We start from the raw sequence: 24,537 nt of genomic DNA on the forward strand, positions 1-24,537 counted from the left end.
TGCTAAATAAAGTAAAAATAACTTAAAGGTGGTGATGAGCATGGGATGGTTTAGTAATCCAAAACAGTCTGAATCAAATAATGATTTAATTGTAAGCGCATTAAATAAGTCATTAGCTGTGATTGAGTTTGAGCCAAGCGGTAAAATAATTACCGCTAATGCTAATTTTCTTCGCGTAATGGAATATCAACTAGAAGAGATTCAAGGCCAGCATCACTCTTTATTTGTTGATAATACCGAGGCCCAAGGGAGTGACTACACACATTTTTGGGTACGATTAAACAGCGGCGAATTTATATCTCAAGAATTTAGGCGTTTTACCAAAAGCGGTAAGGAGGTTTGGATTCAGGCCACTTATAACCCAATTATAAACTCCCAGGGGCAAGTTATTAAGGTTGTAAAATTTGCGACGGATATAACACCACAAAAACTCGCTGCAGCAGAGGCAAGAGGGCAAATTAATGCAATTAGTAAGTCTCAAGCAGTAATAGAGTTTAATTTAGACGGCACTATTATTGATGCAAACGATAATTTTTTAAATACGTTGGGGTATCAGCTTAACGACATTATAGGGCAGCACCACCGATTATTTGTTACACCTGAACACGCAAATAGTGATGAATATAAAGCTTTTTGGGCTAAGTTAGGGCGCGGTGAATTTGACTCGGGTGAATATTTAAGAATAGGTAAACAAGGTCAGGAAGTTTGGATTCAGGCCTCTTATAACCCAATCTATGATATGAATGGCAAGCCATTTAAAGTAATTAAATACGCATCAGATATAACAGCTCAAAAAGAGTTAGAAAAATCTTCACGCAAAGCTGCAGACCTAGCTAGCGCCTTAAAAGTATGCCAAGCAAATGTAATGATTGCAGATCAAGACCTTAATATTGTATTTGTAAACGAGCGCGTGCAAGACATGCTAAAAGCGCGTGAAAAAGACCTAAAAACCGTATTGCCACATTTTTCTGTTGATAATTTAGTGGGGACTTGTGTTGATGATTTTCATAAAAAGCCGTCGCATCAACGAGAATTACTAAAAAATTTAGATAAACCTTACAAAGCAGAGCTGCGTTTAGCGGGGCTGATTTTTACATTAATAGCGACGCCATGGTACAGCCAAGAAGGAAAGAAACTCGGTACCATTGTTGAGTGGGACGATATTACTGAAAAGGTTGCTAAAGCTGACGCAGAGCGTGCTATAGCGCAAGAAAACCTTCGTGTGCGCCAAGCACTTGATACTGTCGCGACTAATACCATGATTGCAGATTCATCAAATGTCATTGTGTACATGAATAAAGCTGTTAGAAATATGATGCGTATTGCTGAAAATGACCTTCGAAAAGACTTACCTAATTTTGATAGCAAAAATCTACTTAATCAAAATATTGATGTATTTCATAAAAACCCAGCGCACCAACAAAACCTACTAGCAACGTTAAAAGATACTTACAGCACGCAAATAAAGGTTGGTGGACGCACATTTGGGTTGGTTGCAAACCCAATAATAACCCCAGAGCAAGAGAGAATTGGCACCGTTGTAGAGTGGGAAGATCGAACCGCAGAAGTTGCAATAGAAAGAGAAATAGCGCAATTAGTGAGTGCTGCAGGAGAGGGGGACCTCGATACGCGTGTAATGGAAGAGGGTAAAGAAGGGTTCTTTTTACGCTTGGCACAAGGGTTAAACAGTTTAGTTAAAATTGTTGACGATGCGGTCGCAGATACCGGCAATATGCTAGATGCCTTGGCAACTGGCGACCTATCTAAGCGAATTGAAAAAGAATACAAAGGCTCGTTTGATAAATTAAAACGCGATGCAAACACCACTGCAGATAAATTAACGGAGGTTATTAATCGTATAAGCTCATCAGCGACCTTAGTGGCCAGTGGCGCAGAGGAAATTTCTCAGGGGAACGCAGATTTAAGTCAGCGCACGGAAGAGCAAGCTTCATCATTGGAAGAAACCGCCTCAAGCATGGAAGAAATGACGAGTACAGTCCGTCAAAATGCAGACAATGCTAAAGTGGCAAATACACTCGCAGAAGAAACATGCGATAAAGCGATTCAAGGTGGTGAAGTGGTTAATCGCGCTGTGACGAGTATGTCGGCAATTAATGAATCGAGTAAAAAGATTGCAGACATCATTGGTGTGATTGACGAAATTGCATTTCAAACTAACTTGCTTGCACTTAATGCGGCCGTTGAAGCAGCTAGAGCGGGAGAGCAAGGGCGTGGTTTTGCGGTGGTCGCGGGTGAGGTGCGTAATTTAGCTCAGCGCTCTGCAGGTGCAGCAAAAGAAATTAAAGAGCTGATAAGAGATAGTGTAGGTAAAGTGGCAGATGGCTCTCAGCTTGTTAATGAATCAGGTGCAACGCTTAAAGAAATTGTGGTGTCGGTACAAAAAGTGACGCAAATGATTTCAGATATTACAGAGGCGTCTGAAGAGCAAAGTGCAGGTATAGAGCAAGTAAATAAAGCTATATCTCAAATGGATGAAATGACCCAGCAAAACGCAGCCTTAGTTGAAGAAGCGTCGGCTGCAGGTGAATCAATGGCTGAGCAAGCAAATGAAATGCGCAGACTTCTTAATTTCTTTTCACTGGGTCAGCAAGACATGGCTATTATGTCGCCCACAATGAATACCCCAAGCTTAGCTCACAAATCACAAAGTAATGCAGTACAAAGCAAGCCAAGAGGCGATAATTTTATTGACTCGGCAGACGAGTGGGAAGAATTTTAATTATTTGATTACAGGCCTTATTGGAAAAGCGCTCAATAAGGCCACACTCACTACTATGTATGAGAGCTGCTAATGAAAGAGTTTTTGTGTACCGATCGCGATTTTAAAGACATTGCCAATTTAGTTTACAACGCTTGCGGTATTGTATTGGGCGATCATAAACGTGAAATGGTGTACTCACGTTTAGCAAGGCGGATAAGAGCGCTAAAATTAAACGACTTTAAAGCCTACTTAGCCTACTTAGATACGCATAAAGACCAAGAGTTTGATGCGTTTATAAATGCAATTACCACTAATTTAACGTCTTTTTTTCGTGAAGTTCATCATTTTGAATTTATTAAATCTGAGCTTATACCTAACTTAATAAAGGCGAACAAAGACACCAAGCGGGTCAGAATATGGTCTGCAGGCTGCTCAACAGGAGAAGAGCCCTACAGCTTAGCAATGACGCTAAATAATGCATTTCCAAGTAATTGGGATGTAAAGATTTTAGCCACCGATTTAGATTCTAACGTGTTAGAAAAAGCGCAAAAAGGTGTGTATACCGCGGCAAACGTAAATGGCTTAGATGCCACTCATCTAAAGCGTTGGTTTTTAAAAAGTAAAGATGGCGAACACTATAAAGTGAAAGACACGCTGCGTGAGCGTATTTCTTTTAAGCGCTTAAACCTATTGCAAGACTGGCCAATGAAAGGGCCGTTTGATCTTATTTTATGCCGCAACGTGGTTATTTATTTTGATAAAGAAACGAAAGATCATTTATTTAAACGCTATGCAAATATTCTAAGCGATCACGGTTACTTATTTTTAGGTCACTCAGAGAGTATGGGTAAAGAGCACTCAAATTATAAAAATTTAGGAAAAACTATGTATCAACTGAGAGCACATGCAGGCTGAATTTAGAAGTGTTTTGCCCAGTTTTGAACACATTAAGCGTTACTGGGATTCAGGAAGAAATCATATAGTTGCCAAAGTGCTTCCAGGAGAATTTTATGTATCTAAAAATAATGAATTGATTTCAACGGTACTTGGCTCATGTATTGCGGCCTGTGTTTACGATGAAGTGTTAGGTATTGGCGGGATGAATCATTTTATGCTGCCGATACAAAAAGGCGTAGAGCTTAAAAGTGCACACGGCTTAAACTGCCGTTATGGTAATTGGGCTATGGAATACCTAATTAATGAAGTATTAAAAAACGGTGCGTCTCGTCATAATTTAAAAATTAAGCTATTTGGTGGCGGAAAAATAATTAGTGCAATGACAGATATTGGGCTGGGTAATATTAGTTTTGCTACCGCCTATGTCAAAGAAGAAGCCTTAAATTTAGTGGCCCATGATATGGGCGGCCCGTGGCCTAGAAAAATATTTTTTCATCCACAAACGGGTAAAGTGTATATGAAAAAACTTAAAAAATTACATAATGATACCATTGAAAAGCGCGAAGTACGTTATTTGCAAAACCTTAAAAAGCAAGAAGTGGTATCGAATATAGAGTTGTTTTAGGAGTCGCTATGATAAATGTATTAATAATCGATGACTCCCCTTTAATTAGAGGGTTGCTTACAGAAATACTGCAACAAGCTAACGACATTAACGTAGTGGGCTGTGCTGAAGATCCATACCAAGCACGCGAAATGATAAAAAAACTTAATCCCGATGTACTTACCTTAGACGTAGAAATGCCAAAAATGGATGGGATTAGCTTTTTAAAAAACCTAATGCGCCTAAGACCTATGCCTGTTGTTATGATTTCTACGCTTACGCAGAAGGGGTCGCCCATTACATTAGAGGCGTTAGAGCTAGGTGCTGTGGATTTTATTGCTAAGCCAACAAGTAACGTAAGAGCCCAGCTGAGTCATTACGCGTCACTGGTTCAACAAAAGGTGAGAATTGCGGCAGGTGCACGAATACGCAGCTTTAAAAAAGCGCCACCCGATACAAAACCTATAAGTTCAGAGACTGAATTTTTATTAAATAAAGTGATTGCAATTGGTGCATCTACCGGGGGTACCGAGGCAATAAAAGAAGTACTAATAAAAATGCCAGTTAATTGCCCGCCTATTGTTATTACTCAGCATATTCCTCCCGTATTTAGTGCCTCGTTTGCTGAGCGTATGGATAGAACATGCTTAATTAATGTGAAAGAGGCACAACATGGCGACAAGCTAAGCCCAGGTTGGGCTTATATTGCCCCCGGCGGGCTTCATTTAAGTGTAAAAAAGCGAGGAATTGCTTTGTATTGCCAGCTCGACGATGGTGAGCCTGTAAATCGGCATAAACCAGCCGTTGACGTACTATTTGATTCGCTTGTAGATTGTGGATCAAAAAATGTAGTGGCAACAATACTCACAGGAATGGGCGCTGATGGGGCTAAAGGACTGTTAGCACTTAAGCAAAACGGCGCGTACACGTTAGCGCAAGATGAATACTCGTCAGTTGTGTGGGGAATGCCTAAAGCCGCTATTGATTTAAATGCAGCCAATGAAGTGGCCGCACTTGATAAAATGGCTGAGCGATTATTAAGCCAAGCAGTTAAACCTAGCTAAATAAATAGGAATCTCAAAGTTATAGAATAACCCAAGGCTGAGAAAACCAATAATAGCTGTTCGGTTTTTTAATTGAAGGCGCTGTACAATTAAAGCGTGAACGGCCTTTGTTCAGTTTTTTAGGTGATGTTACTTCTACGGTGTTATCAGTCACCCAGTTCAAGTTTGCTTTGCCTATCCCCGACACATAACAAGCCAGTTGAGACTTGTTAAAATCATCAACTTGAAACCCAATAGTTAACGCAGGTGGATTTTGCTTTGTTACGCTATTCTCATAGCTTAATTGAGTAATATTAAATGCTTGAGAATTTAATTTGGTTGCCAGTGTTTTTATGTCGCTATAAACGCCAGATGCAGGAAAGCGAGGTAATCGACTGAAGTTGGAGTGTTTATTTAGAGCACCAGAATGCTGGCCAATGCCTATATAGCCAAGCTCTGTCACTAAAGCTTGTAACTCGTTATCAAATTCTCCGTAGGGGTAGGCTAAATACTTAAAGTCGTGGCCTATTTCATCTTTTATACGTTGTTGTGAATGAACAATATCTTGGGTGATACGTTCTTTCCATTGCGTGTTAGTTTCACCGTCAAGTTTTACATGTAAATAGTCATGCTGTGCGGTGTGGTTACTTATAAGTGCACCTTTTTTGCTCAGTTCTTTAAGTTTATCCCAACCCATCACATAGCGTTTACCTTCGTCTATGAGTTTAGGGTTAACAAAAATTGTGTATGGATAGCCAAACTTTTCGAGTATTGGAGCGGCTTGATCATAATTATTGTTGTAACCATCATCAAACGTGATGGCGACGGTTTTATCAGGTAAGGTATGGCCTTGCTTTAAAGCATCAAGTAGTTCATTTAAGGCAATAACATTAAAATTATTATTTTTTAAATAGTTTAGATGCTCTGTGAATGTCTCTTCGCTCACACTAGTGACCGCCGGCAGGGTTTCACTTACATGGTGGTACTGTAAAATAACACCAGCATGAGCACGTAAAGATAACCCAATAAGAGTCAATAAAACTAAATGAAACAATTTCTTATACATAATAAAGCACACCATAAAAGCTTGCTGTTGTTAGCAGGACCAATGATATTATCAAATATCACCGTGCCACTGTTAGGAATAGTTGATACCGCGGTCATTGGCCATTTAGGCAGTGCTCATTATTTGGCCGGTATTGCGTTGGGCTCAGCCGTTATCTCCATTTTATTTTGGCTCGCGGGTTTTTTAAGAATGAGCACGACCGGCATGGTTGCACAAGCCTATGGCCAAAATGACTTAACCCAGCTAGCGGCTTTACTCAAACGAAGCCTATTACTTGCCAGCATAGTGGCATTATTTCTTATTGCTATATCTCCTTTAATCAAACATGCCATAGCGTTTTTATCAGACGCAAATAATGCGGTGCTAAGCGAAGCCTACACTTATTTTAGTATTCGAATTTTTAGCGCGCCAGCGGCATTATGTAATTTGGTTTTACTGGGCTGGATGCTAGGCGTCCATTATGGACGAGGGCCTTTTTACCTATTGTTGGTGACAAATAGTGTAAATATTGTGCTCGATATTTATTTTGTTGTTTTTTTAGATTGGGCTGTTGCAGGCGCTGCATGGGCATCGTTAATCGCTGATTATACTGCGCTAGTATTTGCGCTGTTTTTGGTTACTAAACTCGCAAAAAAACAAGGTGTAGTATTGAGCACTCCGCACTGGTTTAGCTTTAAAAAAATGGCAGGGTTATTAAGTTTAAATCGCGATATTTTTATTCGGTCTTTAATACTTCAGTTGTGCTTTAGCTTTATGACTTTTTATGGTGCGCGTATAGGCGAAACAACCCTTGCAGCGAATGCCGTGCTACTAAATTTTTTGATGTTAGTTAGTTTTGCGTTAGATGGCATAGCCTATGCCAGTGAGGCTAAAGTAGGCCAAGCTAAAGGTCAGCAAAGTGTAAGTAAAATACAACTGTGGGTAAAAATAAGTGTATTTTGGGGGATGTTGTTTGGCGTGGTTTATAGCCTGTTTTTTGCTTTGTTTGGTGCACATATAATTACGCTACTGACCAACGTACCTGAGGTTATTAATGAGGCTACGCAATATTTACCGTGGGTAATTGCTTTGCCATTATTAGCAATGAGCTGTTTTTTATTTGATGGTGTATTTGTTGGTTTAACCCGTGCTAAGGATATGCGAAATAGTATGTTGCTTTCGGCAGCTGTTGGGTTTTTTGGTGTGTTTTGGGTGTTTATTGATTGGCAAAATAATGGGTTATGGCTTGCGATGAGCTGCTTTATGCTAATGCGTGGAGTTACATTAATAATTAAATATCAAAAACTTAAGGCTAATAATCAACTGCTAGATTAAGGTTTATTTCCATAGCTCTGGATCGTGATATTTTGGCCCTATGTCTTTAATTACTTGCGAAAAGCGATTGGCAAAAATGCCACTGTAGCCCCAAAAAGCAAAAAATAGCGCAGGTATTAAAATTAAAACACCAATAATTTGCAAACTATAATGGCTATAGTAACCCGCAAAAATAAAAATCACGGCTAGCACAAACAGTGCTACGCCGCGAAAAAACCGCTTTAAACTTAGCTTAGGGTTGCTCCCTAAGCGGTATATAAGAGGTTTTAGCATTTACTTGGCTTAATAGTAAGAGTGCTCGCCAGCTTCGTGATCAGTAATGTCTGCAACACCTGTGATCTCGTCAAACTTAGCAATCATTTCTTTTTCGATGCCTTCTTTTAACGTTACATCGATCATAGAACAGCCATTACAACCGCCACCAAACTGAAGCACTGCAACGCCAGCAGCTGTAATTTCTACTAGGCTTACTTGGCCGCCATGGTTAGCTAGTTGTGGGTTTACTTCTGTTTCAAGCATGTGCTGAACACGTTCGTTTAATGATGCATCATCACCAATTTTACGTGCTTTTGCATTAGGTGCTTTAAGCGTTAGCTGAGTACCCATTTTATCGGTAACAAAATCAATTTCAGCTTCTTCTAAAAAAGGAGCACTTTCAGCATCAACAACGGCATCAAATCCGTTAAAATTTAAGCGAATATCGTTGTCTTCAACGGCGTCTTCTGGACAATAAGAAACACCACACTCGGCTTGTGATGTACCAGGGTTTACAACAAAAACGCGAATATTGGTCTGTTGTGATTGATCTGCTAATAGTTTAGCAAAATGTGCTTGTGCTGTTTCGGAAATAGAAATCATAAAAACGGCTTTATACCTGACTAAATTACTCGGATACTGCATATCATACTCCGCTCATCGTGTTGCGGCTAGTGTTGAGCGTAAAAAGTTGGCATCTATTTTAAGCAATGCTAGCGTGCAATTAACAAACATTTTTAGAGTGATCTATATGCGTTTATTAATAACAATAATGGTGGTAATGCTGAGCTTTTCAAGTGTAGCAAAACCGCTTTCATACTATTTTGAAGACGATGTTGTATTCGATCCAACCATCCCTACGCCAGAAGAAGTATTGGGTTATCAAGTTGGTGAGTGGCATGTAAGGCACGACCAGCTCGTACGCTACATGGAAGTACTTGCTCAAAAGAGTGACAGAATAAACTTTGAGATAATTGGCCGCACACACGAGCAACGACCACTAGTAATGCTAACGATTACAGCGCCAAATAAGTTAACTCAAATAGAGCAAATACGCCAAGCGCACTTGGCTCGCTTGGGCAATAACAGCAAAAAAGCAAAAGATGAACCTGCAGTCGTGTGGATGGGCTACAGTGTGCACGGTAACGAATCATCGGGTAGTAATGCATCGCTCTTAACGGCTTATTACCTAGCTGCAGCACAAGGTGATGAAATAAATAACCTATTAAATAACACCGTTATTTTACTCGACCCATCACTAAACCCCGACGGACTTGCACGTTTTGCTAATTGGGCAAACAGTAATCGCGGCATGAATTTGTCGTCAGATCCAAAAACTCGCGAGCATACCGAAAATTGGCCAAGCAGCCGCACTAATCATTATTGGTTTGATTTAAACCGAGATTGGCTATTGCTACAGCACCCTGAATCGCGTGCGCGTATTGCAAAATTTCATCAGTGGAAACCAAATGTACTCACTGACTTTCATGAAATGGGCCCAAACAGCAGCTACTTTTTTCAGCCGGGTATTCCAAGTAGAAAGCACCCAATTACGCCAATTGAAAACGTAACATTAACCAAAGCAATTGCTAATTATCATGCCAAAACATTAGATGAAAATAATGCCCTGTATTTTACAGAAGAAAGCTTTGACGATTTTTACTACGGTAAAGGTTCAACTTATCCCGATGTGAATGGGGGGATTGGTATTTTATTTGAGCAAGCAAGCTCTCGTGGCCATATACAAGAGACCATTAATGGCCCTTTAACGTTTCCATTTACTATAAAAAATCAGCTACTAACGAGCTTATCTACCTTTAAAGCGGCGGTCGAAAACCGCCAAGCGTTGCTTGACTATCAAGCTAAATTTTATAATCAAGCAACAGAGCTTGCTAGTGATGAAAACTTTACGGGTTACGTGGTTGAAGGTGCAAAAGACAGCACCCGCATTACCGACTTTTTAGCGCTATTAAAACAACATAAAGTAAAGGCATTTGAGCTTACTAAACCATTAAAAGCAGGTGGCATAAACTTTACTACTAACAGCTACTACGTCCCTTTAGCTCAGCCCCAATATCGTTTAGTTAAAGCGATATTTAGCGAGCAGAAGAACTTTGCAGATAATACATTTTACGATGTATCTGGCTGGACATTAGCGCATGCATTCAATCTACCTTTTGCAAAAGTAAAAAGTAACTGGGGGCTGGGCGTTGCAGACACACCTTGGAGTAACAAACCTAAAGCGCCCTTAGCAAGTTTAGAGTCTGCGTACGCGTTTGGTTTTGCATGGGACGACTACTTAGCGCCTAAAATGCTAAATACATTATTAAAGCAAGGTATAAAAGCACGAGTAGCACTGAGTGCCTTAACGGCCAAATCAAGCGCAGGCGACATAAATTTTGAGCCAGGGAGTATTATTATTCCGGCTGGTTTACAAACACAGCAAAACTGGATTGCTTTGTTAAACACGGCACAAAGTGCATTTGGCATTGCTATAAAACCCATTACAACAGGCTTAACCAGTAAAGGTGCTGATTTGGGCTCACGCTCTATGGCAGTCGTTAAAGCACCTAAGGTATTACTGATTGGCGGGCAAGGTACTAGCCAATACGAAGTAGGTGAAGTGTGGTATTACCTAGATAGGTTTGTAGGTGTTGCCCCCACGATTGTTGAAATGACGCGTTTAAGCTCGCTTGAGCTTAGTGATTATAGCCATATTGTGCTGGCCCACGGCAATTACACTAGCTTAACGGATGCAGAAAAAGTAGCGATTAAAAGCTGGGTAAGAAAAGGCGGGGTTATTTGGGGTCATAAAGGCGGCGCTAAATTTTTAGTCGACCAGCAGCTACTTAAAGCAAATTATTTATCGCGAGAGGATTTAGCTGGTGCTTTCAAAACTGAAGGCCTCAGCTATGGCGATAAAGATCATCTAGCGGGGCGTCAGCGTATTGCTGGGGCTATTTTTAACACTAGCGTGGATTTAACGCACCCATTAACCTTCTCACTCACGCGCGACACCTTACCGGTATTTAAAAACAGTACATGGTTACTTGAAGCGTCAGATGCCCCTTTTGTAAATGTACTAACCTACACAAAACGCCCGTTGTTAGCTGGCTTTACTGACTCTGTAAATGTAGAACAAGTAGCTGAAGGCGCAGGTTTAATAGCACATTCGTACGGACGCGGCAGTGTTATTGCTATGACCGACAACCCCGTATTTAGAGGTTACTGGTATGGTACAAGTCGATTGCTTAGCAATGCACTGTTTTTAGGCCATACATTCCGCGCAAGTGGTCAGTAACATAAATTAACTAAATTGGCGTTAAACAGGTTGTGAATGCCCACACTTGTTTAGCGCCGGCCTTCTTTAAAGCCTGAGTTGCGGCATTTAATGTTGCGCCGGTTGTCATTATGTCATCAACAATAGCGACTGTTTTACCGTTCATATCTTCAGTACATATAAATGCATTGGTTAGATTTTTAATACGTTTTGCTTTAGTGAGCTGCGATTGCGCATGGGTTTTTTTATTACGAATAAGCGCATTACTTAAAACAACGCGAGAGCGTAAACAAGGGTGCCATACTTGGCTTACTTGATTAAAACCTCGTTTTAAAAATCGGCTTTTATGCAAAGGTAAAATTATAAATAAATCAGGTGATTGCGTACTACATGTAAAAAATGCATTGAGCTGCTTGTTTACAACCTGCTGAAGTGCTTTTTTATAATGTATTTGGTTACTAAATTTAAGTTGAGTTAGCCACTGCTCAAATGGAGGGCGGTAAAAAGCGCAGGCAAATAACCTGTCAAATTCGCAGTTAGGAAACATATCAACAATATCGGGTCGGTGAAGTAAATTTGGGTGTTTAGTTACATCTAGTAATGCTAAATCTTCTAAGCAATATTCACATAAACCTAGGCTTGCACTTACAGGGCTTTTGCACTGTACGCAATACGACGGGAACAGCCAGTTAAACAGACCTTTCATGAGATAGTGCCTTCCATTGCAATCATCTTTTTAAACGTTATTATGAGCCTAAGTTTGGTTAAGAATATGCAAATATGCAAAAAGAGTTAGTACTTTTACATGGTTGGGGAATGAATCAAGGCGTTTGGCAACTTATACAGCCAGCGCTTGAAAACTTATATACAGGACAAGTGCGTAGCCTTGATTTACCAGGGTTTGGCAATAGCGCAACCACATTACCAACCCCGTATAATTTGCATGATGCCGCTATGCAATTAAGCGAACAGTTAAAACCTCATTCTATTTTAATGGGGTGGTCTTTAGGTGGTTTGTTTGCTTTATACATTGCAAAGCATTGGCCTGAAAAAGTAGCGAAGGTTATTTTAGTGGCATCTACGCCTTATTTTGCAGAGCAGGATGAATGGCCGGGAATTAGTGAAAAAGTACTAACTCAGTTTAAAGACCAATTGGTTAATCATAGAGAAAAAACCATTGAACGCTTTTTGGCTATTCAGGCTATGGGAAGTGAGTCAGCCAGAGATGACATAAAGCAGCTTAAACAATTGCTAAATCAATATTCAACACCCAATAATGAGGCGTTAGCCGCCGGTTTAGATATTCTACAAAATGACGATTTACGCGATTTATTTGCAGCGTGTCCGGTAAAAATTATGGGTATATTTGGTCGCTTAGATGCATTAGTGCCGTATAAAGCAATAGCTAAAATGTCAGTACTAAATACTGAGTTTGAATACCAAGTAATAGATAAAGCCTCTCATGCTCCGTTTATTTCTCACAAAAATGAGTTTTTATCTATTGTTAAATCAATGCTTTAAAAATGCGACGATAATTGCGCACCGTAAAGCTTTATTTTGCGCACAAACTGAGCGATAATTAAACAATATTTAAGTGGTGGAGGTTTACCATGTCAATCGGATCTGTATTTAATAATGGTGTTGAAGGGTTTAACCGTGCAAGCCAAGGTATTGAAAAGGCCAGCGCAGAAATCAACCGTGCCAGTATAGAACAGCAAGACGATGCGCAACTTGCACAACAGCGACAGTTAGTTGCAGCAACGCCGGACGAAGCAGTAACAGCACCGGTTGCTCAGCCTGCGCGTATTGACGAATCACTTGTTAACCTAAAAGTTGAAGAATTTAACGCTAAAGCTAATGCGCAAACAATTCAAACAGCTGATGACGTACTAGGTACATTAGTCGACATTAAAGTGTAATTTAATGAATATTGTCACGCCATTTCCATCAATTAATATAAACACAGCCAATGTTTATACGGAAACCGCTCGGCGTGACAACCAACTGCGGGAAGTGATCCCTGCTCCGTCTGCAAATAGCGCAAGTAATACCGAAACCAAAGCACAAAGCGATGCTGAAAAAGCCAAATTACCAGGTAATAATGAGGGTGCAACGTATAGTGCATCGGGTAAGTTAGCTGACGAAAAAGTCGTTCAAGCACGTGATGATGAAAACGCCGAGAATCCTGACAGCTCTGAAGAGCAAAAAGCGCAGCAACAAGAGTCTGAACAAGAACAGCAAGTTTTAGAGCAAGAGCAGCAGCAAATAAAAGAGCTAAAAGCGCGTGATACAGAAGTGCGTATTCACGAACAAGCCCATGCTTCTGTGGGTGGTAAATACGCGGGTGCGCCAAGTTACGAATACCAGCGTGGCCCCGACGGCACTAACTATGCAGTAGGCGGCGAGGTACAAATTGACGTTGCTGAAATTCCAGGTGATCCCCAAGCAACCATAGAAAAAATGCAAACGGTTAGAGCCGCAGCCCTAGCTCCTGCCGAGCCTTCGGGTGCTGATCGATCAATAGCGGCAGATGCGACTCAAAAGCTGGTAGCAGCTCAGGCTGAACTTGCAGCGCCTCAAAATGAAGAAGACGACAGTGCTGAAAACAATAGCAAAGCGTCATTCACAAGCAGTGAAACGCAAGAAACTAAAACGGCTGAAAGTGAAGAGCAAACACGAGATGCTGACGTAGAAGCACGCGCAGGACGAATTGCTAATTTTTATCAAATGGCAACTTCGCCATCCACACAAAGTGGTTTTTCAGCAATCTCTTAGCAATAGACTTAACACCGACTATTAAACTCTCCTCAATAAATTACTTTTAATGCTTACTGATTTGAATTGAATAAAAAAACCGCTTTCGCGGTTTTTTTATTTTAAAGCGTAGAGCGCTTTCCGGTTTTTACTTAAAAGCTAAATGGCCAGCTATTTTTTTACTTTGGCATTCGCAAATGCATCGGCAAACGCGTTACCCATAACCGCATTACCGTTATCGCGTTTAGGTTTAGCAGCTTTTGGCTGCGCGTTGCTAGTACGCGGCTGTTGTTTTTGTGCAGCAGGGGCTGGTTTGTTGCTGGTGTCTATTTCGTCGTTTAAACGCATGGTAAAGCTAATACGTTTACGCGAGGCATCAACTTCCACTACTTTAACTTTTACAATGTCGCCCGCTTTAACTACTTCGCGAGGATCAGATATAAACTTATTAGTAATCGCCGAAATATGCACTAACCCATCTTGGTGAACACCCACATCTACAAACGCACCAAAGTTAGCAACGTTCGATACAACACCTTCTAAAATCATGCCTGGTTTTAGGTCACTTATTTTCTCTACACCCGCTTTAAACTCAGCCGTTTTAAACTCTGGACGGGGATCGCGACCCGGCTTATCAAGCTCAGCAATAATATCGGTAACCGTAGGTAAACCAAATTTTTCGTTGGTGTAGTCGTTAGCAACAAGCTTGTTTAAAAATTCGCTGTTACCAATTAATGTGGTTACTTCCGCGTTGTTTTTTTCGCAAATTTGCTTAACAACAGGGTAGGCTTCAGGGTGAACTGATGAGTTATCAAGCGGGTCGCTGCCATTGTTTATTCGTAAAAAACCAGCAGCTTGTTCAAATGCTTTTGGTCCTAAACGTTCAACCTTTTTCAGCTCGCTGCGTTTTGAAAATGACCCATTAGAATCGCGGTAATTTACAATGTTTTGCGCTAAGGTTTTGTTTAACCCTGATACACGTGTAAGTAAAGGAACCGACGCCATATTTAAATCAACACCTACCGAGTTTACACAGTCTTCCACAACCGCGGTGAGTGTTTGCCCCAGTTGGCTTTGTGATACATCGTGTTGATATTGCCCTACACCAATTGATTTAGGCTCTATTTTAACAAGCTCAGCAAGTGGGTCTTGCAAGCGACGTGCAATCGATACCGCGCCACGTAAAGATACATCTAAGTCAGGAAATTCGTTAGCTGCAAATTCAGATGCCGAATAAACCGACGCGCCTGCTTCGCTCACCATAATTTTATTTAGTTTTAATTCGGTGTTTGCTTTCATCAGCTCAGCAACCAATTTGTCTGACTCGCGCGACGCTGTACCGTTACCAATGGCAATAAGTTCTACTTTGTGTTGGCGGCAAAGTTGCTCTAATGTACGCAGCGACTTATCCCAATGATTTTGCGGGGCATGAGGGAAAATAGTTTGCGTAGTTAGCAGTTTACCTGTGCTGTCTACAACAGCAATTTTGCAACCGGTACGTAAACCGGGATCAAGTCCAAGTGTTGTGCGTGGACCTGCAGGTGCCGCCATTAGTAAGTCTTTTAAGTTTTTAGCAAATACATCAATAGCGCCTGCTTCTGCTTTTTCGCGCATGGCTGCAAAAAACTCGTTTTCTAAGTGTAAGCCTAGTTTAATTTTCCACGCCCATTGCACCACGCTTAAAAGCCAAGCACTCGCTGTTTGGTCGGTAATATTTAAGCGGTAGTGCTGTGCAATCATGTTTGCACAAAGTTGAGCAGGGTTTTCAGAACTTGGCTCTGGGTTCACATTTAATTGAAGTATACCTTCGTTGCGAGCTCGCAGCATAGCTAAAGCACGATGAGAAGGAACTTTGGTAAGTAACTCTTGATGATCAAAGTAATCGCGATATTTAGTGCCCGCTTGTTCTTGACCTTTAATTACCGTGCTTTGGATTGCACCGTTTTGGCTTATGTGACTTCTTAATTTAGCGAGTAATTTTGCATCTTCAGCAAAACGCTCCATTAAAATAAACTTAGCACCATCAAGCACGGCTTTTATGTCATTAAAACCATTTTCGGCATTAATGTACTGCTCAGCGTGTTGCTCAGGGTTTAAACTCGCGTCGGTAAATAACGCATCGGCTAGGGGCTCTATGCCTGCTTCTATGGCTATTTGGCCTTTGGTGCGGCGCTTTGCTTTATAGGGAAGATATAAATCTTCGAGTTCTGTTTTACTTTGCGCGCTAGTGATGTCGGCTTTAAGCTCTGCGGTGAGCTTTTTTTGAGATTCAATGGTCGATAAAATAAAGCTACGACGTTCTTCAAGTTCTCGAAGGTAAGATAAGCGCTGCTCTAGCAAGCGTAATTGAGTGTCATCTAAACCGCCGGTGACTTCTTTTCTGTAGCGGGCAATAAAGGGAACTGTTGCGCCTTCATCAAGTAATTTTGTTGCAGCAACAACTTGTTGTTGTTGTGCATTTAGCTCACTGGCTAAACGTGCAGAGATATCGCTCATGCAAAAACCTTTTTAAACAAAAAATAAGACCAGAAATAAATATCTGGGTCGGCTAATTGCTTGAATAATATCACATGAAGTTGTAATAAAAAGCTCTTAAAGCAAGCTATTTAACTTGCTTTAAGACGGTTGCTTTGGTTGAGACAGTTAAGCGATAAAACAGCCTCTAATGAGGGTGGTCTACGCTTTCTAGTACGTCGCTAAACGAGTTGGCAATTGGGCTAATATGCAGCGGAATATGCAATGTTTTAGCTATTTGGCGAGCTGAAATTAATCCACATATTTCGTTATTAGCTGTTGTGACTAATAAAAACATCGACCCTTGATGCTCCATTGTTTGCAAAGCATCGCCCACACAGGCATAACTTAAGCTTTGCATGCTGACACCCATTAGCTGGTTTATTGGTGTCATTATATGGCGAAGGCTTACTTCATTTCGTGGTGCATTTAAACGTTGAGCAATAATAGTAATTTTAGCGCTTTGTAAATCAGCACTTGAAACAATACCTATTAGCTTGTGGTCATCATCTATCACCAATACAAAGTCAGACTGCTGGCTGCTCGTTTGTTTTAGCGCATCAGCGATTGTTGTTTCGTGATGTGCTCGAACAGGTGTTTTTTGCGTAAAGTTATTCACCATTTTTAAAGCGGGTGAGGCTAAATCGATTAACGGTTGATTGTCAGCAAATGGTTTTGCAATAACCCCATGAGAGATATTTTGGGTACGTAATTCTTTAAAGTTAGACATAATATCCACCTATTAGTTAAAAATTTAATTAAATTGAAAGTAATAAATTAAATTAAATAACAGGGGGCCCACGTTGGTAAGCAGTGCTAAACGGTCTACTAAAAGATGAACTCTTATAAAAAGAGTGAGCGCCTTTAGGGAGTGGTTGAGCTGCTTTAAGGGAAGTGACATCAACAAATGAATCTTCGTCAAAGTCAGGGGTTGCCTGATCGGGAATATCCAGGGCAATTAAATTATTTAAAACGGTTGGGTGTTCTAGGTTGGTGTGTTGGTTGCTGGCATGCAAAGTCAAACTCACACTCATAAAAAGTGCAAACAATACGGCATTACTAAATATGCGCTGTACTACGTTTGACATAACCATTACAACCTTTGCTAATCTCACATTAAAATTATGTGCGAGCTATTTATATATAGCCTAATGCCAAAATTTAAACAATCAAAAGTTAATATGATCTGAATCAAATACTACTTAGCCGTTTTTTGATACTCAATTGAGTTTATGTACCATTCTTTTTTTCCCTGCGGGGTCATTACTACAAAATCGTCATCAACTTGTTTTTTAATAAGCGCCCGGGCCATGGGTGAATCGATAGAAATATAGTCTTTTCTGTCGTAAATTTCGTCTGGACCGACAATTCTGAACTTTTTTATATCGCCTTGTTCATTTTCTATTTCGACCCACGCGCCAAAAAATACTTTTCCGTCTTGCACGGGGGAGTAATCAATAATATTTAAATCGGGAATACGCTTTCGCAAATAGCGAACACGTCGGTCTATTTGGCGCAGCAGTCGCTTATTATATTGATAGTCGGCGTTTTCAGAGCGATCACCTAAGCTTGCTGCCCAGCTGACTATTTTTGTTACTTCAGGGCGTTTTACATTCCACAGGTGGTCGTGTTCTTGTTGCAGTTGCAAATAGCCTTCACGGGTAATTAAATTTGTTTTCATCGACTTTTAATTATTAGCTTCAATGATGGGCACGGTAATAAACTTAGAAAAATTTGTCGAGCTTAAAGTGTTTAAAGCAGCCATTATTGTTGTTTGAAATGTTCAGTAACAATCTAAGGCCGTAATTAGTTTTTGATTATTTGGTTTTTCATTTATATTAATACTTAATTGGATATAAAAATAAGAAACAGGTAATGGGACACGAAACGACAAAAGTATTGGTTGTAGACGACGATATGCGCTTACGCAGCTTATTGGAGCGTTATTTAGTAGAGCAAGGTTTTATTGTAAGAACCGCTGCAAACTCAGAGCAAATGGATAGGCTTTTAGAGCGCGAAAACTTTCACTTAATGGTGCTCGACTTAATGCTTCCCGGTGAAGATGGCTTATCTATTTGCCGTAGGTTACGCCAAAAAGAAAACGAAATTCCTATTGTTATGCTCACCGCAAAGGGCGACGAAGTCGACCGTATCATTGGTTTAGAGCTTGGCGCAGATGATTACATTCCAAAGCCATTTAATCCTCGTGAGTTACTTGCGCGCATTAAAGCCATATTACGCCGCCGCGCTAAAGAAGTGCCAGGTGCGCCCGCCGCAGAAGAAAACCTAATTGCCTTTGGTAAATTTACGCTTAATTTAGCCACTCGTGAAATGAGCGAAGGCGATAAAACAATATCGCTAACCAGTGGCGAGTTTGCCGTACTTAAAGCGCTTGTGTCACACCCAAGAGAGCCGCTTAGCCGCGATAAACTCATGAACTTAGCGCGTGGCCGAGATTACAGTGCCCTAGAGCGCAGTATTGATGTGCAAGTGTCGCGCCTTCGCCGCATGATTGAAATAGATGCGGCTAACCCGCGTTATATTCAAACCGTGTGGGGATTAGGGTACGTGTTTGTTCCTGACGGTGAAAAGTAGTTTTTATGGGATTTTTTCCACGTAGCGCGTTTGGGCAAACTGTATTTTTGGTCGCGGCGTTATTACTTATAAACCAAGTTGTATCTTACGTAACAGTTAGTTTATATGTTGTAAAACCCACCATAGAGCAAGTTAACTTAATGCTTGCTAAGCAAGTTAAAACCGTTTTTATTGACTGGGAAGACGGTATAGAAATAAACGACGACTTATCAGAAAAGTTTTTTGAAATAACCGGTATTGATGTCATGACCCAGCGCGAAGCCATGCGCCAAGGGCTTGGTCAAACCCGTGAGTACCCGATGCTTTCACGTAGTATGTCTGCGCAGTTAAATGGCTCGGCGAGAGTGCGTATTACGCAAACTGGCCCACTTGTTTATTGGATAGAGGCCCCGCAAGCGCCTGGCTATTGGGTTAAAATTCCGCTTTCAGGGTATCAAGAAAACAACCTCGAATTTTTAACGTTTTACTTATCAAGTATTGGCTTTTTGAGTGTACTAGGTGGTTGGTTATTTGCACGCCACCTAAACCGCCCGCTTAAAGCACTGCAACAAGCGGCTGTAAAAGTGGGTAAAGGCGATTTTAGCACCAAGCTAGAAGAGGAAGGCTCTACTGAAGTAATAGAAGTGACGCGTGCGTTTAACCAAATGTCGCGCGGTATTGCTGCCCTTGAAAACGACCGGCGTTTACTTATGGCGGGTGTGTCTCACGATTTACGCACACCACTCACACGTATTCGTTTAGCAACCGAGATGATGAGCGATCAAGACGAGTATCTTCGCGAAGGGATTATTTACGATATTGAAGATATGAACGGTATTATCGATCAATTTATTGAATATTTACGTCACCACAAACGCGAAGAACTCAGTTGTGAAGATATAAACGCGTTAGTGGGTGAAGTCGTTAATTGCGAGTTAAAGCATCAGCGTTCTATTACCTTTAAAAGTAACCCTAGTATAGAGAGTATTCCGCTCAGCAGCGTGGCTATAAAGCGTGTTGTAACTAACATGATTGAAAATGCAATTCGTTATTCTGACGGCGATATAGAGGTACTTAGTTATTATAACTCCAATAAAAAGTATGTGGTCATTGCGGTAAACGATAATGGCCCAGGTATTCCTGAAAGTGAATTAGAGTCAGTATTTGAACCGTTTAAGCAAGGTGATGCTGCGCGAGGCAGTGAGGGTAGTGGCCTAGGCCTTGCCATTATTAAGCGCATTGTTGATATGCACGACGGCAAAGTAAAACTTGAAAACCGGCCTGAAGGCGGCTTAAGTGCACAAATTTATCTGCCTATAAAAATACAAAACTCTGCACAGTAACCTGTGCGGAGTTTTGTATTTGTAACACTTATATATCTGTAAAACTGATATAACCGTTGAGCTTAAAGTGCTTTAAAGCGGATGGCAGTGCCGCCGCTGGTGGCAAGTGTTAGTGTTAGCTTGTCGTTTGCGGTCACCATGCGTTTTTGGATACTTAAATCGTACGGGTTGTTTTTCCATTCGGCGTTTTTACCATCTTGGTATATATGCGCTTCAAACTTTTTACCTTTTTCTAAAAAGTCGAGTTTTACCTCAATAGTGCGGGCTTTTTCGTCAGTGACTGCACCTAAGTACCAATCGTTTCCTGAGTATTTATCGCGTTTTCGTTCTTTACGGGCAAATACAATAAAGTCGCCCACCTCGCCATCAAGCGCAATACTTTGCTGCCAATCGGTTGGTACATCTTGAATAAATTGAAATGCATCAGGCTTAGCTAAGTAGTTTTTAGGTAGGTCGGCAGCCATTTGAATCGGACTATACAGCACAACATAAAGTGCAAGTTGCTTGGCAAGCGTTGTTTGTGGGCGGTTTGTATCATCGCCTAAGCCATTAAAGCTCATATCAAATATACCGGGGGTAAAGTCCATTGGCCCTGCCAGCATACGGGTAAACGCAAGCATAGGGATATGCTCTGGCGGGTTAGGCGGTGTGCCCCATGCATTAAACTCTTGCCCACGTGCGCCTTCGCGCGCAATCCAGTTGGGGTAGGTACGGCGCAGGCCAGTGTCTTTTATAGGTTCGTGAGTGTTAATACTAATTTTATGTTTAGCAGCGAGCTTTACGTTATAAAGGTATTCGTTAACCATAAATTGACCGTCGTGCCACTCATGGCGGGCAATGCCGTTTTTATCTATGCGTTTTATGTTTCCGCCATCGGCCACATAGCCCGTTTTAACTTGGCTTACGTTTGACTTTTCGTATAGGGCAAAGGCATCTTCCATTTGATTGCGATAGTTAGTTACGTTGCCTGAGGTTTCGTGGTGGCCAATTAACTGCACCCCTTTTTGCTTACCGTAGCGGGTAAGCTCCTCAATATCAAAGTCGTCGTAGGGTTGTGTAAAACTAAATACATCGCCATTAAAAAACCAGTCGCCATCCCAGCCTATGTTCCACCCTTCTACTAACACGCCGTCAAAGCCATATTCTGCGGCAAAGTCCATGTAGTATTTGGTTGTTTGAGTTGTAGCACCGTGTTTTTCACCACTGCCCCATGTTTGCGTATTTATGTGCATCCCCCACCAAATACCGACGTATTTCCCCGGTTTTACCCACGAAACATCACCTAATTTATTTGGCTCATTAAGGTTTAAAATGATATCGGAGTTAATCAGGTCGACCGCTTTGCTGCCTATTTGAATTGTACGCCACGGTGTATTAAATGCGCCTTGCTTTTTTACTGCAATGCCGTCAGACCACGGTGTTAAGTCAGCTTGAAAAATACCTGGTCGACGCTGGTTAAGGGTCATACCTGCATAATCGACAAGGGCTGCTTCGTGAATGCTAACGTGAACGCCCTCTTTGTTTTTAAACGTAAAAGGGGTGTGTACTAAGGGAGCGTCGTTAACTGGGCTGGTGTTATAAACATATTCGTAACGGTTCCAGCCTCGGGCTGGGATCCACCACGCTGTTGCACTTTGGCTATCGGCAATGGCAAATTCGGTAAGTTCTTTTGTGATTTCTATATTTTCAAAACCGGGTTGTTTAGGTATTTCGTACCTAAACCCTATACCGTTGTTAAACGCTCTAAATTTAACGGTAAATACGCCGCCTTGTGGTTTTTTAAATGTAACGGCAACTTCGTTATGATTGTCGGTAACGGTTTGTCGCTCGCCCCAGGGCTGTTGCCACTGGGTATTTTGTGTGTTTTTTTGTGTATGGGTTATTTTAAAGCCTTCGCTAAAAGGGGCTTGTTGTTTAAATTTAAACCCCAGTGCGGAGCTATTAATAACCGGTTTGTTTTTAAAGTCGATTGAATAGCTTGGGGTCGTTAATTCGTCAGAAATAGTTATTTTAATATTGCCGTTGGGCGATTGTAATGTGGCTGTTTGTGCAAAACAGCTGCCCGAAAAAGCGAAAAGCAAAAGTGCTGATATTCTCATTTAAGAGATCCTTACTGTGTCAGTGTGACTTATCAGAATAAAGGCTGTTGTTAACAAATACGAATATCTACATACGTATTCATTTATCAATAAAATAGAAAGAAATAAGTTACCTAATAGGTCTATACTGTAAATAATTTGAAAAATAAGAATAGTAAGATGATGTTCAAATATTTAACGTTAATGACTGCCATGCTGTTAACGTGGCAGGTACAAGCAGTTTCTATCACGATTAACAATAATAAAAATGAGCCTATGGCTAACGCCGTGGTGTGGCTGACTTCTGATGCGCTTTCTAGTCAACCCAGCCAAGCAGATACACTTTATTCTATGGTGCAAAAGGATAGGGAGTTTACGCCGCGTATTTTAGTTGTACCACAAAATGCAAAAGTGGAATTTCCGAACGCCGATTCAATTTTGCATCATGTGTATTCGTTTTCTGAGGCAAAAACGTTCGAATTAAAGTTATATAAGGAACAACCCAAGGCGCCATTAGTGTTTGATCAAACCGGTGTTGTTGAGTTGGGATGTAACATTCATGACTGGATGCTTGGTTATATTGTGGTTGTTGATAGCCCTATTTTTGCTATTACCGATAACAGCGGACATGTAAATTTAACCGTAGAGCCAGGCGAGTACACCCTTAATGTGTGGCATTCAGGGTTTGGCGATATAAGTCATGTTGAGTCTAAAAAAGTAACCATAGGGCAAGCTCCATTTATATATAAAATTAAACAAGCGATAACTGAGCAGTTTGATTTTGCTACGGATGAATTTGATGACTATTAACCACATGCTTAAATATGCGGTTGTGAGTGGTGTGTTTTTATTTAGCGCGTCAATCAGTGCACAGGTTAAGGGGCTGCTACAAGTACGTGCAGTTCAAGGTGATGCGCTAAAAAGTTTTCAAGAAGGAGGCACCGGCTTATACCGACACGATGCTAAAAACGATGGCTTTTTATTATCGCAAGGCATTATTGACGTGCGCGCCGATTTAGCAACAAGTTGGTCTGCTCATGGGGTGTTAAACGTTAATCAGGACCCTGATGTAGGTTTAGGTTTAACACAAGCCTATTTTACATATAAACCATTAACTAGTAGCGCTTATAAGTGGCATGTACGAGTGGGTGGGTTTTATCCGCTAATGTCGTTAGAGAACCCAGATATTGGCTGGACATCTCCTTACAACTATACCAATTCAGCAATTAATAGTTGGATAGGTGAAGAGCTTAGAACCGTTGGCGCAGAGGTAACAATAAAACGCCCCGCTAAACGTTTTAACAGCCCGCATAGTTTTAGTTTAGTGGGGGCAACATTTAAAGGTAACGACCCTACAGGCACGTTACTATCTTGGCGTGGCTTTGCCATGCACGACAGGCAAACTACATTTAACGAAGGTATTAGGTTCGCACCCGTTGCGGCACTTGATGACTTTTCACTGCGTTGGCAGGCAAATCAGGTTTTACCATTTGAAGAAGTTGATGGGCGCTTTGGTTATTACCTAGGTGCACACTGGGATTATTTAAAACAATCACAATTTAGAGTTTATTATTATGACAATAATGGCGATCCAACTAAACTGAACATTAGCTCAGGACAATATGCATGGCATACACGTTTTACCAGTGCTGCATGGTTATATAAATTTAATAATAAAACGCGTTTTATAACACAGGTACTAAGCGGTAAAACCGAAATGGGGCATAGCAAATTAATAGATAACGACTTTTACAGCCATTATTTAATGCTAAGCCATAAAGAAGGTAAACATAGAATATCGTTGCGGTACGATTACTTTAAAGTAACCGATAACGACACGACGGTATTTGACCCAAATGCAAGCAATGGCGAAGGGGTAACAGCCTCTTGGCGTTACGCGTTTAGCAAACATGGTCAAATTGGTATTGAAGGCTCAGCACTAAAAAGTTTTGTAGACAATAGAGCTGCAATGGGGCTGCAGCAGAGAGCTTCGCAGCAGCAAGTAATGATTAACACGCAATGGAAGTTTTAGGTTTTATCAACCTACTGCAATTTTAGGTTTAATTTGTAAGAGGCGTTTAGGGTCTTGTAGG

22 protein-coding genes are annotated in these 24,537 nt (G+C 41.0%); 13 read left to right on the forward strand and 9 right to left on the reverse strand.

The features are described 5' to 3' along the window. The first annotated feature begins 40 nt into the window (after window positions 1-40). The 4 genes from ACFI34_RS15180 (at window position 41) to ACFI34_RS15195 (ending at window position 5,287) form a co-directional block, all read left to right on the forward strand. Window positions 41-2,740 (forward strand): methyl-accepting chemotaxis protein, encoded by a 2,700-nt coding sequence (locus tag ACFI34_RS15180; protein ID WP_462674103.1) that lies wholly within the window; start codon window positions 41-43, stop codon window positions 2,738-2,740. 72 nt (window positions 2,741-2,812) lie between these two features. Continuing rightward, the gene (locus ACFI34_RS15185) at window positions 2,813-3,637 is read left to right on the forward strand and encodes a CheR family methyltransferase (protein ID WP_006793789.1); all 825 of its coding nucleotides are present in this window, start codon (window positions 2,813-2,815) and stop codon (window positions 3,635-3,637) included. Beyond that, window positions 3,627-4,244, forward strand: a complete 618-nt coding sequence (cheD, locus tag ACFI34_RS15190) for a chemoreceptor glutamine deamidase CheD (RefSeq protein WP_462674104.1) — start codon at window positions 3,627-3,629, stop codon at window positions 4,242-4,244. The genes ACFI34_RS15185 and cheD overlap by 11 nt, the downstream gene beginning before the upstream one ends. Before the next feature lie 8 nt (window positions 4,245-4,252). Then, window positions 4,253-5,287 carry a protein-glutamate methylesterase/protein-glutamine glutaminase gene (locus tag ACFI34_RS15195; RefSeq protein WP_462674105.1) on the forward strand — a complete coding sequence of 345 codons (1,035 nt, stop codon included), beginning with the start codon at window positions 4,253-4,255 and terminating at the stop codon, window positions 5,285-5,287. Between the two features lie 19 nt (window positions 5,288-5,306). Here ACFI34_RS15195 and ACFI34_RS15200 read toward each other — a convergent pair whose 3' ends face one another. Further along, entirely contained in the window at window positions 5,307-6,332 is a 1,026-nt protein-coding gene (locus ACFI34_RS15200; protein ID WP_462674106.1) for a polysaccharide deacetylase family protein, read from the reverse strand. A gap of 42 nt (window positions 6,333-6,374) precedes the next feature. Between ACFI34_RS15200 and ACFI34_RS15205 the strand changes: the two genes are divergently transcribed. Then, on the forward strand, window positions 6,375-7,646 hold the full coding sequence (locus ACFI34_RS15205) for an MATE family efflux transporter (protein WP_462674107.1): 1,272 nt from the start codon (window positions 6,375-6,377) through the stop codon (window positions 7,644-7,646). A gap of 3 nt (window positions 7,647-7,649) precedes the next feature. Here the strand turns inward: ACFI34_RS15205 and ACFI34_RS15210 are convergent, their stop codons facing one another. Both ACFI34_RS15210 and nfuA read right to left on the reverse strand, forming a co-directional pair. After that, entirely contained in the window at window positions 7,650-7,919 is a 270-nt protein-coding gene (locus ACFI34_RS15210) for a hypothetical protein (RefSeq protein ID WP_462674108.1), read from the reverse strand. Window positions 7,920-7,928: 9 nt separating this feature from the next. After that, complete coding sequence (gene nfuA / locus ACFI34_RS15215) at window positions 7,929-8,504, reverse strand: Fe-S biogenesis protein NfuA (protein ID WP_006793795.1); 576 nt, start codon at window positions 8,502-8,504, stop codon at window positions 7,929-7,931. Window positions 8,505-8,652: 148 nt separating this feature from the next. On the opposite strand from nfuA, the gene ACFI34_RS15220 reads away from it, so the two are divergent. Then, the gene (locus ACFI34_RS15220; RefSeq protein ID WP_462674109.1) at window positions 8,653-11,202 is read left to right on the forward strand and encodes a M14 family metallopeptidase; all 2,550 of its coding nucleotides are present in this window, start codon (window positions 8,653-8,655) and stop codon (window positions 11,200-11,202) included. 10 nt (window positions 11,203-11,212) lie between these two features. Here ACFI34_RS15220 and ACFI34_RS15225 read toward each other — a convergent pair whose 3' ends face one another. Then, window positions 11,213-11,887 carry a ComF family protein gene (locus ACFI34_RS15225; RefSeq protein ID WP_462674110.1) on the reverse strand — a complete coding sequence of 225 codons (675 nt, stop codon included), beginning with the start codon at window positions 11,885-11,887 and terminating at the stop codon, window positions 11,213-11,215. Window positions 11,888-11,961: 74 nt separating this feature from the next. On the opposite strand from ACFI34_RS15225, the gene bioH reads away from it, so the two are divergent. The 3 genes from bioH (at window position 11,962) to ACFI34_RS15240 (ending at window position 13,956) form a co-directional block, all read left to right on the forward strand. Continuing rightward, window positions 11,962-12,702 carry a pimeloyl-ACP methyl ester esterase BioH gene (gene bioH, locus ACFI34_RS15230; RefSeq protein ID WP_462674111.1) on the forward strand — a complete coding sequence of 247 codons (741 nt, stop codon included), beginning with the start codon at window positions 11,962-11,964 and terminating at the stop codon, window positions 12,700-12,702. Between the two features lie 89 nt (window positions 12,703-12,791). Further along, window positions 12,792-13,100, forward strand: a complete 309-nt coding sequence (locus tag ACFI34_RS15235; protein WP_006793799.1) for a hypothetical protein — start codon at window positions 12,792-12,794, stop codon at window positions 13,098-13,100. 4 nt (window positions 13,101-13,104) lie between these two features. Then, window positions 13,105-13,956, forward strand: coding sequence for a putative metalloprotease CJM1_0395 family protein (locus ACFI34_RS15240; protein WP_462674112.1), 852 nt, complete (start codon window positions 13,105-13,107; stop codon window positions 13,954-13,956). Between the two features lie 150 nt (window positions 13,957-14,106). On the opposite strand, the gene ACFI34_RS15245 is transcribed toward ACFI34_RS15240, so the two are convergent. The 4 genes from ACFI34_RS15245 to greB all read right to left on the reverse strand — a co-directional run bounded on the left by ACFI34_RS15245 (window position 14,107) and on the right by greB (window position 18,130). Continuing rightward, window positions 14,107-16,431, reverse strand: a complete 2,325-nt coding sequence (locus tag ACFI34_RS15245) for a Tex family protein (RefSeq protein ID WP_462674113.1) — start codon at window positions 16,429-16,431, stop codon at window positions 14,107-14,109. A gap of 166 nt (window positions 16,432-16,597) precedes the next feature. Further along, a complete protein-coding gene (locus ACFI34_RS15250) occupies window positions 16,598-17,179 on the reverse strand; it encodes a CBS domain-containing protein (protein WP_462674114.1) in 582 nt (193 codons plus the stop codon). 52 nt (window positions 17,180-17,231) lie between these two features. After that, on the reverse strand, window positions 17,232-17,537 hold the full coding sequence (locus ACFI34_RS15255; RefSeq protein ID WP_006793803.1) for a hypothetical protein: 306 nt from the start codon (window positions 17,535-17,537) through the stop codon (window positions 17,232-17,234). Window positions 17,538-17,647: 110 nt separating this feature from the next. Beyond that, window positions 17,648-18,130: a transcription elongation factor GreB gene (gene greB / locus ACFI34_RS15260; protein WP_058403604.1), complete on the reverse strand. Its 483-nt coding sequence runs from the start codon at window positions 18,128-18,130 to the stop codon at window positions 17,648-17,650. Between the two features lie 194 nt (window positions 18,131-18,324). Here greB and ompR point away from each other — a divergent pair, with 194 nt between their 5' ends. After that, window positions 18,325-19,044: an osmolarity response regulator transcription factor OmpR gene (gene ompR / locus ACFI34_RS15265; protein WP_006793806.1), complete on the forward strand. Its 720-nt coding sequence runs from the start codon at window positions 18,325-18,327 to the stop codon at window positions 19,042-19,044. Window positions 19,045-19,049: 5 nt separating this feature from the next. Then, entirely contained in the window at window positions 19,050-20,366 is a 1,317-nt protein-coding gene (envZ, locus tag ACFI34_RS15270; RefSeq protein WP_006793807.1) for a two-component system sensor histidine kinase EnvZ, read from the forward strand. A 62-nt stretch (window positions 20,367-20,428) separates the two neighbouring features. Here envZ and ACFI34_RS15275 read toward each other — a convergent pair whose 3' ends face one another. Beyond that, window positions 20,429-22,465: a glycoside hydrolase family 97 protein gene (locus ACFI34_RS15275; RefSeq protein ID WP_462674115.1), complete on the reverse strand. Its 2,037-nt coding sequence runs from the start codon at window positions 22,463-22,465 to the stop codon at window positions 20,429-20,431. Between the two features lie 162 nt (window positions 22,466-22,627). Here ACFI34_RS15275 and ACFI34_RS15280 point away from each other — a divergent pair, with 162 nt between their 5' ends. Further along, window positions 22,628-23,254 carry a methylamine utilization protein gene (locus ACFI34_RS15280; protein ID WP_462674143.1) on the forward strand — a complete coding sequence of 209 codons (627 nt, stop codon included), beginning with the start codon at window positions 22,628-22,630 and terminating at the stop codon, window positions 23,252-23,254. Next, entirely contained in the window at window positions 23,244-24,476 is a 1,233-nt protein-coding gene (locus tag ACFI34_RS15285; protein WP_462674116.1) for a hypothetical protein, read from the forward strand. The genes ACFI34_RS15280 and ACFI34_RS15285 overlap by 11 nt, the downstream gene beginning before the upstream one ends. Window positions 24,477-24,537: the final 61 nt, after the last annotated feature.

It is taken from the genome of Pseudoalteromonas sp. PSi26, from assembly GCF_054960575.1.